Source organism: Mesorhizobium huakuii, from assembly GCF_014189455.1.
GTDB lineage: Bacteria > Pseudomonadota > Alphaproteobacteria > Rhizobiales > Rhizobiaceae > Mesorhizobium > Mesorhizobium huakuii_A.
In genome coordinates this window covers 3,201,460-3,213,184 of sequence record NZ_CP050296.1, presented here as the reverse complement: position 1 = coordinate 3,213,184, position 11,725 = coordinate 3,201,460, and the positions used below count along the sequence as shown (strand labels likewise).

The 11,725-nt window shown below is 65.3% G+C and carries 8 protein-coding genes and 2 pseudogenes; 5 read left to right on the top strand and 5 right to left on the bottom strand.

Going from position 1 to position 11,725, the window contains the following annotated elements; translation table 11 throughout:
* The first annotated feature begins 23 nt into the window (after positions 1-23).
* The 5 genes and pseudogenes from HB778_RS15975 to HB778_RS15955 all read left to right on the top strand — a co-directional run bounded on the left by HB778_RS15975 (position 24) and on the right by HB778_RS15955 (position 6,233).
* Entirely contained in the window at positions 24-2,783 is a 2,760-nt protein-coding gene (locus HB778_RS15975) for a molybdopterin-dependent oxidoreductase (protein ID WP_183465106.1), read from the top strand.
* Positions 2,780-4,321: a 6-hydroxynicotinate reductase gene (locus tag HB778_RS15970; RefSeq protein WP_183464705.1), complete on the top strand. Its 1,542-nt coding sequence runs from the start codon at positions 2,780-2,782 to the stop codon at positions 4,319-4,321. The genes HB778_RS15975 and HB778_RS15970 overlap by 4 nt, the downstream gene beginning before the upstream one ends.
* Positions 4,321-5,205 (top strand): UPF0280 family protein, encoded by an 885-nt coding sequence (locus HB778_RS15965; RefSeq protein WP_183465105.1) that lies wholly within the window; start codon positions 4,321-4,323, stop codon positions 5,203-5,205. Before HB778_RS15970 ends, HB778_RS15965 begins: the two co-directional genes overlap by 1 nt.
* Positions 5,198-5,781, top strand: a pseudogene (locus HB778_RS15960) (amino acid synthesis family protein). The gene HB778_RS15965 and the pseudogene HB778_RS15960 overlap by 8 nt, the downstream one beginning before the upstream one ends.
* On the top strand, positions 5,778-6,233 hold the full coding sequence (locus HB778_RS15955) for a MarR family winged helix-turn-helix transcriptional regulator (RefSeq protein WP_183464704.1): 456 nt from the start codon (positions 5,778-5,780) through the stop codon (positions 6,231-6,233). The pseudogene HB778_RS15960 and the gene HB778_RS15955 overlap by 4 nt, the downstream one beginning before the upstream one ends.
* Before the next feature lie 358 nt (positions 6,234-6,591).
* On the opposite strand, the pseudogene HB778_RS15950 reads toward HB778_RS15955, so the two are convergent.
* The 5 genes and pseudogenes from HB778_RS15950 to HB778_RS15930 form a co-directional block, all read right to left on the bottom strand.
* Positions 6,592-7,387, bottom strand: a pseudogene (locus HB778_RS15950) (inositol monophosphatase family protein).
* Between the two features lie 78 nt (positions 7,388-7,465).
* Entirely contained in the window at positions 7,466-8,467 is a 1,002-nt protein-coding gene (locus HB778_RS15945; RefSeq protein WP_183464703.1) for an LLM class flavin-dependent oxidoreductase, read from the bottom strand.
* Entirely contained in the window at positions 8,464-9,297 is an 834-nt protein-coding gene (locus HB778_RS15940; protein WP_183464702.1) for an arylamine N-acetyltransferase family protein, read from the bottom strand. The genes HB778_RS15945 and HB778_RS15940 overlap by 4 nt, the downstream gene beginning before the upstream one ends.
* A 71-nt stretch (positions 9,298-9,368) precedes the next feature.
* Positions 9,369-10,538 (bottom strand): AI-2E family transporter, encoded by a 1,170-nt coding sequence (locus HB778_RS15935; RefSeq protein WP_183465104.1) that lies wholly within the window; start codon positions 10,536-10,538, stop codon positions 9,369-9,371.
* Between the two features lie 98 nt (positions 10,539-10,636).
* Entirely contained in the window at positions 10,637-11,698 is a 1,062-nt protein-coding gene (locus HB778_RS15930; RefSeq protein WP_183464701.1) for an LLM class flavin-dependent oxidoreductase, read from the bottom strand.
* Positions 11,699-11,725 lie beyond the last annotated feature (27 nt).

Genomic DNA, 11,725 nt, shown 5'->3' with positions numbered 1-11,725 from the left:
AAGCTCTGCCCGATCTGGGTGGGATGCAGTCTGGCCTCGAACGCGCCGACATTGCCTTCGCGGTGAATGGCGCCGCCGTCTCGGTCAATGTGCCGCCGCTGCGCCGGCTATCCCAGGTGCTGCGTGACGAATTGCAGTTGACCGGCACCAAGGTCGGCTGCGACGCCGGTGATTGCGGCGCCTGCACGGTGCTGGTCGACGGCGACCCCGTCTGTGCCTGCCTGATGTCGGCGGCCTCGGCCGCCGGCGCATCGGTGACGACCGTCGAAGGGCTGGCCAACGGCCGGCTGTCGGCATTGCAGGCCTCTTTCCTGGCGCACGGCGCGGCGCAATGCGGCATCTGCACGCCGGCGCTGCTGGTCGCGGCGACAGCGCTGCTGGACACGAAGCCCCGACCGACCGAGACCGAGGTGCAGGATGCGCTGGGCGGTATTTTGTGCCGCTGCACCGGCTACCGGAAGATCATCGCGGCGGTGATGGATGCCTCCTCGCAAGTGGTAAGCCTCGATTTCCGCTTGCCCCGATCCGGCCAGGCGATCGGCGCGTCCCCTGTCAGGCTCGACGGCGTGCCGAAGGTCACTGGGGCTGAGAACTTCGGCGGCGATTCCTTCCCCGCCAATGCGCTTGCGGTACTCGTGGTCCGTTCGCCGCATTATCACGCCAGCTTCGCCTTCGGCGATCTCGACGGCTGGGCCAAGGCGCATCCCGGTATCGCCGCTGTCTTCACCGCGGCCGACATTCCGGGCAAAAACTGTTTTGGCGTCATCGGTCCGTTCGCCGACCAGCCGGCGCTCGCCGAAGGGTTTGCGCGGCTGCGCGGCGAGGCGGTGGCGCTGGTCGCCGGCGAGCGCGAGGCGATGCTCGATCTCGACCTGTCGGATTTTCCTATCCGCTGGACCGAACTGCCGCATTTTCTGCAACCTGCCGAAGCGCAGGCTGACGGCGCCGCGCTGATCCATGCAAATCGCCCTTCGAACCTGCTTACCTCCGGCTTCGTCGAGCGCGGCGACCCCGAGGCAGCCCTTGCTGCCGCCGCCATCACGGTTTCCGGCGCCATCGACACCTCCTATGTCGAGCACGCCTATATCGAGCCGGAAGCCGGCCATGCCTATCTGGACGGCGACACACTGGTCGTCGTTACCTGCACCCAGGCGCCCTACATGGACCGCGACGATACGGCAAAGGTGCTCGGCCTTGCCGTCGACAAGGTGCGCATCGTGCCGACCGCGACCGGCGGCGGCTTCGGCTCGAAACTCGACGTTTCGCTGCAGCCGCTGATCGGCCTCGTCGCGCTGAAGACCGGCCGGCCGGCGGCGCTCGCCTACACCCGTAACGAATCGATGATGTCGACCACCAAGCGTCATCCGGCCGAGATGAAAGCGACCATTGGCGCCGATGCCGAAGGCCATGTCACCGGCATGATCTTTGCCGGCGATTTCAACACCGGCGCCTATGCCAGTTGGGGTCCGACGGTGGCCAACCGCGTGCCCGTGCACGCTTCCGGCCCCTATGCGACGCCGAACTATCGCGCCGAGGGCCGCGCCATCCATACGCATGGCCCGATCTCCGGCGCCTTCCGCGGCTTCGGTGTGCCGCAGGCGACCATCATGCAGGAGACGCTCTACGATGAGCTGGCCGACAAACTCGGCATCGACCGCCTCGATTTTCGCCTGAAAAACTGCCTTCGGAACGGCTCCGAAACGGTCACCGGACAGGGGCTGGAGTCCGGCGTCGGCATTGCCGAATGCCTCGGGGCGCTGCGGCCGCACTGGGAGCGGGCGGAGGCTGACGCGGATGCTTTCAACAGTCAAAACCGGGATAAGAAGCGCGGCGTTGGCGTGGCGTCCTGCTGGTATGGCTGCGGCAACACTTCGCTGCCCAATCCGTCGACCATCCGGGTCGGCATTGCGGCTGACGGCACGGTCGTCCTGCACCAGGGGGCGGTCGATATCGGCCAGGGCTCGAACACCGTCATCACGCAGATCTGCGCCGACGCGCTTGGCCTGCCGCTGGAACGATTCCGGTTGAAGAGCGCCGACACGGCGATCAGCCCCGATGCCGGCAAGACGTCCGCATCGCGCCAGACTTTTGTCACCGGCAAGGCGGCCGAAAAGGCCGGCCGCGCCTTGCGCGAAAAGATCCTGCGCTTTGCCAATGTTTCCGAAAAGGCATCTCTGCAACTGGACGGCGCGGCGATTGTCATCCGCGAGGGCGAGGCCACCCGCCGCATCGATCTCGCTACGCTCGATGTGGACGCCGATGGCTTCGTCTTCCGCGCCGAGGAGACCTACGACCCGCCGACGCTGCCGCTCGATGCCAAGGGCCAGGGCAAGCCCTACGCCGTCTATGGTTATGGCGCGCAGATCGCCGAGCTCGAGGTCGATCTCAAGCTCGGTACGGTGAAGCTGATCAAAATCACCGCCGCGCATGATGTCGGCAGGGCGATCAATCCGCTGCTGGTCGAGGGCCAGATCGAAGGCGGCATCGCGCAAGGCATCGGCATGGCGCTGATGGAGGAGTACATCCCCGGCCGCACCGAGAATCTGCACGACTATCTCATCCCGACCATTGGCGACGTGCCGCCGATCGAGACCATTCTGGTCGAGGTTCCCGATCCCGAGGGACCGTTCGGCGCCAAGGGGCTGGGCGAGCATGTGCTGATCCCGACGGCGCCGGCGATCCTCAACGCCATCCGCCACGCCACCGGCGTGCTGGTCACCAAGGTCCCGGCGACGCCGACGCGTATCCGCGCCGCCATCCGCGAAAAAGAGGCACGCGCATGAGCGAGCTTGCCGAGCGTTTTGAGACCCATGATCCCGGCGAGAAGCAGGTGGCGGAGAAGATCCGTTGCGATGCCTGCCCGGTCATGTGCTACATCGCCGATGGCCGCACCGGCGCCTGCGACCGCTACGGCAATTCCGGCGGCCGGATCGTGCGCATGGATCCGCTGACCATCCTCGACCATGCGGCCGAGACTGGCGCCTCCATGGTTCCCTTCGTCGCCGAAGGCGAGGCATGGGATGGCGAGTTGCTCAACACCGGCAGCCGCTTCGTCACCGCAATCGGCGCCGGCACCACCTATCCCGACTACAAGCCGGCGCCGTTCATCGTCAGCCAGGAGGTCGAGGGCGTCGATCTCGTCACCGTCGTCACCGAAGGTATTTTTTCGTATTGCGGCGTCAAGGTGAAGATCGACACCGACCGTCATCTCGGGCCCGAAACGGCTATCGTACGCTCGCAAGGCGAAGCGATCGGCCATGTCACAACAGGCGAATATGGCTCGCAGATGCTGTCGCTGGGCGGTGTGCATCATTTGACCGGCGGCTCCAAGGCGGAAGGCCGGGCGACCTGCGACGCGCTGCTCAATCTGTGCAACCGCAAGCCGGTGGAACTCACCATCGACGGCGGCGCCACCATCATCGTCGAAGCCGGCAAACCACCTGTCATCGACGGCAAGCAGGAACACCGCATGCGTGTCGGCTGCGGCTCGGCGACCATCGGCATGTTCGCCACGCAATGGCGCGGGCTGGTCGACGAGGTGGTGGTGGTCGACGACCACATCACCGGCGTCGTCTCCGAGCACCAGGCCGGCAAGGTGCTGGGCTGGCAGGATACGGGCATCAAAATCATCGGCCGCCGCTCGACGCCGGGCCGCTATTTCAAGGTCTCCGAGCCCGGCCTCGGCTGGGGCGGCACCAGCATATCCGACCCGCTGTCGATCCTCGGCGAGTGGAACGCCAAGAAGGGCGCGCGGCCGGGCCTGTCGCTGCTGATGGTTTCGACGACCGGCGAGCAGTTCGCCTACTACGAACTCGACGACGAATTGAAGCCGGTCGAAAAGCCATTTCCGGAGCGGCTGCAGAAGTCGGTCAATCTGATCGAGGACAATTGCGAGCCGGCGCTGTGCACCGTGCTGTTTATCGGCGGCGCCGGTGGCTCGCTGCGCGCAGGCGTCACTGAAAACCCGGTCAATCTGACCCGCTCGGTGCAGGGCCTGAAGACCTATGTGACCGTCGGCGGCGCGCCGGTCTATGTCTGGCCGGGCGGCGGCATCACGCTGATGGTCGATGTCACGCGCGTGCCGGAAGGCGCCTTCGGCTATGTGCCGACGCCGGCGCTGGTGGCGCCGATCGAATTCACCTTGCGCCGCGACGATTATGTCAGGCTCGGCGGCTACGAGGCCGAAATCCGCAGCGTCGAGGATATCGTCGCCAAGGGCGGCGAATACCTTAACCCGCGCCGCGGCACCGGTGCGCCGTCCGACAATCCATGGCCGCCGCTGGCACAGTTGCGGCGCGCCGCGTCGAACGGGACTGGATGATGGACGGCCCGCAAGCGCATTGGCTGCAGGACGGCAAGCGGCTGCATCTCAACCACGGGCCGATCGATCTGATCGTCGAGGCCTTTGGCGAGGCGCAGGAATGCCAGCTGGCCTATGAGCAAGCGGTTGCACGCTTCCAGACGATCCTGATCGAGTTGGTCGAGGAACTGCCTGAATTGCGGCTCCCGGCGTTTTTCCTGGCGCCACGCACCTTTGCCGGCCCGACGGCGCGCCGCATGGAAGCAGCCGTCATGCCTTTGGCGGAATGCTTCATCACACCGATGGCCGCCGTCGCGGGATCGGTAGCCGACGAAATGCTCACCGCATTGCTTGCCGATCGCAAACTCGATCGTGCCTATGTCAACAATGGCGGCGACAGCGCTCTTCACATCGGCAAGGGCCGATCGATCGGCCTGGCGGTCGCCGGCACCGGCAACGGCATGGCCGACCGGATCACGATCCTCGCCGAGGACGGCGTTCGCGGCGTCGCCACCAGCGGCTGGCGCGGCCGCTCCTTTTCGCTCGGCATTGCCGATGCCGTCACCGTGCTGGCGCGGACTGGCGCCGAGGCCGATGCTGCGGCAACGCTGATCGCCAACGCGGTGGACCTGCCAGGCAATCCCGCCATCAGGCGCATTCCCGCACGTGAACTGTCGCCAGACAGCGATCTCGGCGAGCGGCTGGTAACACAAGCCGTCGGCACGCTGGCATTTGGTGAGGTGGCGCAGGCGCTAGACAATGGCCTTGCTGTCGCCGAAGATTTTCGCCGGCGTGGCCTGATTGCCGGATCGGCGCTGTTTCTTGGCGGTGAGGCTCGCATCAGCGGCTCGGTTGCGCTTGCCGCGCCCAACAAAAATCCGAGGGAGGAAGTTGCCCATGCCTGAGTTTCCGATCCGCAAGATCGCGGTGCTGAGCGAAGAGATATTTCATGAGGGCGGGCCGGTGGCGGACGTGCCGCGCCGGCGTGCCGCGGCAATGGCCGTGGTCAAGAACCCGTTCGCCGGGCGCTATGTCGAGGATCTGCAGAGCGCCATGGACGATCTGAAGCCGCTTGGCCTGCTACTCTCCGACCGGCTGATCGCGGCGCTGGGTGGTGACGTCAAACAGATCGACGGCTACGGCAAGGGCGCCATTGTCGGCACGGCGGGCGAACTGGAACACGGCGCGCTCTGGCATGTGCCCGGCGGCTACGCCATGCGCGAACGGCTCGGCGACGCCAAGGCGATCGTGCCGTCGGCCAAGAAGGTCGGTGCCTTCGGCTCGAAGCTCGACGTGCCGCTCGGCCACATCAACGCCGCCTATGTGCGCAGCCATTTCGACGCTATGGAAGTCGGCATCAGCGACGGGCCGCGTCCAGACGAGATTCTTTTTTGCCTGGCCATGACCTGCGGGCGCGGGTTCACAACCGCATGGGCGGGTTGGCGGCCGCCGACATCAAGGCCTGGGACGGACTGCGGTGAGCGGCGGGGAGCTCAAGCTGGTCGAGGCTGAAGAGCCCGAGGAACACGATTACCTCCTGCAGGAGCAAGTCGGCTTCATCCTGCGCAAGGCGCACCAGCGCCATGTCTCGATCTTCGCCGCGCATATCGGCGACCTGACGCCACCGCAATTCGCCGCACTCGCCAAGCTGCGCGATGTCGGCGAGACCTCGCAGAACCAGCTCGGCACGCTGATCGCCATGGATGCGGCGACGGTAAAGGGTGTCATCGACCGGCTGAAGGCGCGCGGCCTGGTCGAGCTTTCCAAGCATGAGATCGACAAAAGGCGGCTGCTGGTCAATCTGACCGCCGAAGGCCGCGACGCGATCGAACGGCTGATCCCGCTGGCGCGCGAGATCACCAGGGAAACGCTGGCTCCGCTCTCGGCCAAGGAGATCGCCACCTTCACGAAGCTGCTGGCGAAACTGGCGTAGGTGCGGCGGCAAGGTCCTTTCCTCTCCCTCAGGAGGGGGCTGCGGGATGCACCGATCTTCTGTGATTGGCGTGACTGATCAGCCCACGAGGCTTGATTGCCACGTGGTTCCCCCAATCCGTCGCTGCTTCGCAGCGCCACCTTCCCCCTCCGGAGGGAAAGGAAGGGAGCGTTGCTGGACGAGCGTTGACGGCAAAAAGCTTGGCGCCTTTCCTCTACCCCGTCGATCGGGGGTCCGAAGGACGGGCGAGACCCGTGGCTCGCCCCGGCAGGTGGCTCGGCGAAGCCGAGACGGAGTGGGGGTCGACCAGCGCACCATAAGACAATGCATGCACCAAGCTGTCCCTGCGACGGAGAACCTAAACCGCGAACACCCCTGAACAAAGCGCCTGCAGCTTCGAATAGACGCCCTTGCCGCCCGATATGACCTGCGTCCCGCTCTGCAGCACTGTCTTAGGATCCGCCTTAAGAACGGTGCCACCGGCCTCCTCGATCAACAGCATGCCGGCCAGGCAGTCCCAGGCGTTCATGTGTTCTTCGACATAGCCAAGCAGCCGGCCCGAGGCCACATAGGCCAGCATCAGGGGCGCCGGAGGCGTTGCGGAAGAAGACGCCGCCTTCGGCGAGGATTTTCTTGATCAGCACGGCGATATTTTCCGCCTCGGCCCGGTTCGAGAATCCCGTCCCCACCGAGCCTTCCTCCAGGCTGGTCGCCGCGCTTGCCTTGATCGGCCTGCCGTTGATGAAGGCGCCGCCGCCGCGCCTGCCGTGGAAGGTTTCGCCGGTCGACGGTTCGTGGATGACCCCGACCACCGTCTCCCCGTCCCTGGCGCAAGCGATCACCACGCACCAGGCCGGGATGCCGCGCACGAAATTGGCGGTGCCGTCGATGGGATCGATGACCCAGACATGGCCGGTCGAGCTGGCGACCGAAGCATGTTCCTCGCCGACGATGCCGTCCTGCGGATAGTCCTTGGCGATGGCCGCGCGGATGAACAGCTCGACCTCGCGGTCGGCTTGCGAGACCAGGTCCTGATGGCCCTTGCTCTCGATGGTCAGGCTTTCCAGGTCGCGGAAATATTCGAGCCCGAGTTCGCCGGCCCGCCGCGCCAGATCGATGGCAAACTGCGTGCGGGCGTCACGATCATGGGTCACGGGAAGGCTCGCTCTGCGAAAGGATGCGCCGCACTTAGCAGAGCATCGCTGCCGGCAAAAGCACCTGGCGGATAAATGTCAGGCCGCCTGCGACAGCGATTTGTGCGCGTCAGCAAGGATCTCGAACGACCGCACCCGCGCCGCGTGATCGAATATCTGCGCGGTGACCATCAGCTCGTCGGCGCCGGTGCGGCGCACGAAGGCGTCGATGCCCTGGCGAACCGTTTCGGGAGAGCCGACGACGGCGCAGGACAGCGCCTGGCCGAGCATGGTCTTGGCCATCGGGTCGAGATCCCTGTCATAGTTCTCAACCGGCGGCGGCAAGCGTCCTGGCCGGCCGGTGCGCAGATTGACGAAAGCCTGCTGCAGCGAGGTGAACAGCAGCCGTGCCTCGGCATCGGTGGGCGCGGCAAAGACATTGAGGCCGAGCATGACATGCGGCCTGTCGAGCTGTTCCGACGGCTGGAAGCGCGAACGGTAGATGTCCAGCGCATGATCGAGCTCGGCGGGCGCGAAATGCGAGGCGAAGGCGTAGGGCAGGCCGAGCATGGCGGCGAGTTGGGCGCCATAGAGGCTGGAGCCGAGGATCCAGACCGGCACATTCTGGCCCTCGCCCGGCACGGCGCGCAAGCGCTGGCCTTCCTCCGCGGGGAGGAAATAGCCCATCAGCTCGACAACATCCTGCGGAAAATTGTCGACGCCAGCCTCGAGGTTGCGGCGCAAGGCGCGCGCGGTGTTCATGTCGGTGCCGGGCGCCCTACCCAAGCCGAGATCGATGCGACCCGGAAACAGGGCGGCCAGCGTGCCGAATTGCTCGGCGATGACCAGCGGCGCATGGTTGGGCAGCATGATGCCGCCGGCGCCGACGCGAATGGTTTTGGTGCCGCCGGCGACATGGGCGATAACCACCGAGGTGGCGGCGCTGGCAATGCCCGGCATGTTGTGATGCTCGGCCAGCCAGTAGCGCTTGTAGCCCAACCGCTCGGCATGGCGGGCGAGATCGAGCGAGTTGGCCAGCGACTGCGAGGCATTGCTGCCTTCCACGATCGGCGACAGGTCGAGAACGGACAGTTCGGTCATGCGTTGGTCTCCACGATGTTCTTCTCACGCACCTTGGCCTCGAAGGCCGTGCGGTCGGGAATGATGATGCCGAGCTGGCCTAGCATTGTGTCGGCGAGTTCGGCGGCGGTGGCTATCTCTGTCTGCTCGGTGCGGCCGCCGAGGTGATGGATCGACAGGCGGTTGCCGCGCAAAGCGTAGCGCCGGTCCGGCGTGGCGCGAGCCGCGACAATCGTGGTCAGGAAATGCGATATCGGATTGGTCGACAGGAAGTAGCTGGTGACGGAATAGTCGACCTCGTATTGCGGCTGCAGGTCGAAGCGGTAGAGCGAGCGCCAGTCGCCGCCGATGGCAGCCTGCAGGCGGAAATGATCGTCGGCCTCGACGATGCGGAATGGCTCGTGCGGTGTCGCCTGTTCGCGGCCCAGTTCGAGCAGCAGCGGCGCCGTCAGGGTCAGGCCGCCGAAGCCGACATCGGCGATATAGGTCTTGCCATCGAGCTCGATGCGCAAAAGCATGTGGCTTCGCGCGGTGATGGCGTCCTCGCTCTGGCCCCAGAGCACGCGCGCGGCCAGGCCGCCGACCTCGAACCCAAGCGCCTTCAGCGCGTGCATGAAGAGGAGATTGTGCTCGAAGCAATAACCGCCGCGCCCACCAAGGACGATCTTGTCCTGCAGCGCGGCAAGGTCAAGCCGGACCGGATGGCCAAGAAACGGATCGATATTCTCGAACGGGATTGCCTGCGGATGCAGGAAATGCAGCGCCTTCAGCGTATCCAGCGATGCGTCAAGCGGACCGGCGTAACCGATGCGAGCTAGATAGGCGTCGAGGTCGAAGAAAACGTCGTTCATCGGGAGGGCACCGGCCATTGTCCGGCCGGATATAGGCATTCGGTCCGGGCGCCGCAAACACAGCGAGTTAGCTACGCGGCGGCCTTGTTGTTCTCCTCGACGGGTTCGTCCTCCACCACGGCGGTTTGTTGCGCGGCGAGGAAATTGCCGACATGGCCAAGCCCCTCGAAATGATCGCAGAACACCTTGATGACGACCAGCAGCGGCACCGCCATCAGCGCGCCCACGAAGCCCCACAGCCACGACCAGAAGGCGATGGCGATGAAGATCGCCACGGCGTTGATCTCCAGGCGCCTGCCGACCACCATAGGTGTCACGAACTGGCCTTCGACGACATCGCACAACAGCACGAAGGCCGGCGCCAGCAGCGCATAGGAAATGGTGTCGAAGCTGATCAGAGCCATCACCGCGACCAGCACGATGGTCAGCAGCGCGCCGACATAGGGCAGGAAGTTGAGGAGTGCCGCGGCGACACCCCAAACCAGCGGATTGGGCATGCCGAGCGCCCACAGGCCGAGGCCGATGACGGTGCCGAGACCGGCATTGATGATGGTGACGGTGAGCAGATAGTGCGAGATTTCGCGCTCGACATCATAGACGACGCGCAGCGCCCGCTTCTTTTCGCTGAGGCTGGTGAAGGACTGGATGATCTTCTCGTAGAACATCGTGCCCGAGGAGAGCAAGAACAGTGACAGCACGAAGATGATGGTGAGGCTCGTGCCCGCCGAAAGAATGTTGCTGGCGGCCGCCGACAGGATACCGGATTGGGAGACCGCGACTTTCTGGATGCCCGGCTCCTGCGAGGTCTCGGTCATCTGTTCGACCTGATGCGAGATCTGCATGATCCTTTCCAGCGGACGCCGCAATTGCGCCAGCCGCTCGGTGAGTTGCTGGCCGATCGACGAGGTGTTGTTGAGTAGATCGATGACAGGACCGCTGAGCAAATAGCCGGCGCTGGCGAAGACGCAGATGGACAGCAGCACCAGGAGCGTTGCCGAAACCACTTCGGGAATGCCGCGCTTGCGCAACAGCCGCACGATCGGCGTCAATGTCAGCGCCAGCAGGAAAGCCAGGATGACCGGCATGAAGAAGGCGCGGCCGAAGTAGAGCGCATAGACGGTCATGAAGATGAAGATGCCGACCAGCAGCGAGCGCATCAGATGGGTATCCGCGCGGGCCTCGACGCGCGGATCCGGGCTTTCGGCAACGCCTGCGCCGGTAGCGGCGGGTTCGGCTTTCATCATGGACCCTCGGCGGTGCGCCGCAATTGGCGCAGTCCGCAGAGGAAAAACGCCGGCACAACCGCAAGGTTCCTTTGGCCGGCAAGGCCAGTGGTGGCTTATGCAACCGGCGCTGCCACCGCAGGCACGGACTTCGCCGTCTCCTTGCGCACGATCGGCGCCACCCTTGTGCCGTAGAGTTCGATCGCCTTCATGATCTTGGCGTGCGGCATGGTGCCGATCGCCATCTGCAGCAGGAAGCGGTCATTGTTGAAGATCCTGTGCTGGGCGACGATCTTCTCGGCCACCTGCTCCGGACTGCCGACGAACAGGGCGCCATTGGGACCACGCGACTGGTCGAAATGCGCTCGCGATGTCGGGCCCCAGCCACGCTCACGGCCGATGCGGTTCATCACCTCGGCCTGCGGACCGTAGAAGTCGTCGGCGGCCTGCTCGGTGGTGTCGGCAATGAAGCCATGCACGTTGATGCTGGTGGCAAGACCCGCCGGGTCACTGCCGGCGCGTTTGGCCGCTTCGCGATAGAGGTCGAACAGCGGCGCGAACCGCGCCGGCTCGCCGCCGATGATGGCAAGCGCCAGCGGCAGGCCGAGCGCGCCGGCGCGGGCGGCAGACTGCGGCGTGCCGCCAATGGCGATCCAGACCGGCAACCTGTCCTGGAAGGGCCGGGGATAGACGCCGCGATCGTTGATCGGCGCGCGCAGATTGCCGGACCAGGTGACCTTCACCTGATCGCGGATGGCAAGCAGCAGGTCCAGCTTTTCGGCGAAGAGCTCGTCATAGTCCTCGAGATTGTAGCCGAACAGCGGGAAGGATTCGATGAACGAACCGCGCCCGGCCATGATCTCGGCACGGCCACCCGAGAGAAGATCGAGCGTGGCGAACTGCTGGAAGACGCGCACCGGATCGTCGGAGGACAATACTGTGACCGCACTGGTCAGCTTGATGCGTTTCGAGCGCTCGGCGGCCGCGGCCAGCGCCACGACCGGTGCTGAGGCGGCATAATCGGGCCGGTGATGTTCGCCCAGACCAAAGACGTCGAGACCGACCTGGTCGGCCAGTTCAACCTCCTCGATCAGGTTGCGCAGGCGCTCGTGCGGGCCGATGGCGCCGGGGCCTGGCTGCGGGCTGACGTCGGCAAAAGTGTAGAGACCGAGTTCCATGTCATGTCATCCTGGTGTTGGGTTTTG

Bases quoted from the DNA above. Each gene is read 5' to 3' on its own strand.
- HB778_RS15975 (WP_183465106.1), top strand. From the start codon at position 24: ATGCAGTCTGGCCTCGAACGCGCCGACATTGCCTTCGCGGTGAATGGC.
- HB778_RS15970 (WP_183464705.1), top strand. From the start codon at position 2,780: ATGAGCGAGCTTGCCGAGCGTTTTGAGACCCATGATCCCGGCGAGAAG.
- HB778_RS15965 (WP_183465105.1), top strand. From the start codon at position 4,321: ATGGACGGCCCGCAAGCGCATTGGCTGCAGGACGGCAAGCGGCTGCAT.
- HB778_RS15945 (WP_183464703.1), bottom strand. From the start codon at position 8,467: ATGACCGAACTGTCCGTTCTCGACCTGTCGCCGATCGTGGAAGGCAGC.
- HB778_RS15940 (WP_183464702.1), bottom strand. From the start codon at position 9,297: ATGAACGACGTTTTCTTCGACCTCGACGCCTATCTAGCTCGCATCGGT.
- HB778_RS15935 (WP_183465104.1), bottom strand. From the start codon at position 10,538: ATGAAAGCCGAACCCGCCGCTACCGGCGCAGGCGTTGCCGAAAGCCCG.
- HB778_RS15930 (WP_183464701.1), bottom strand. From the start codon at position 11,698: ATGGAACTCGGTCTCTACACTTTTGCCGACGTCAGCCCGCAGCCAGGC.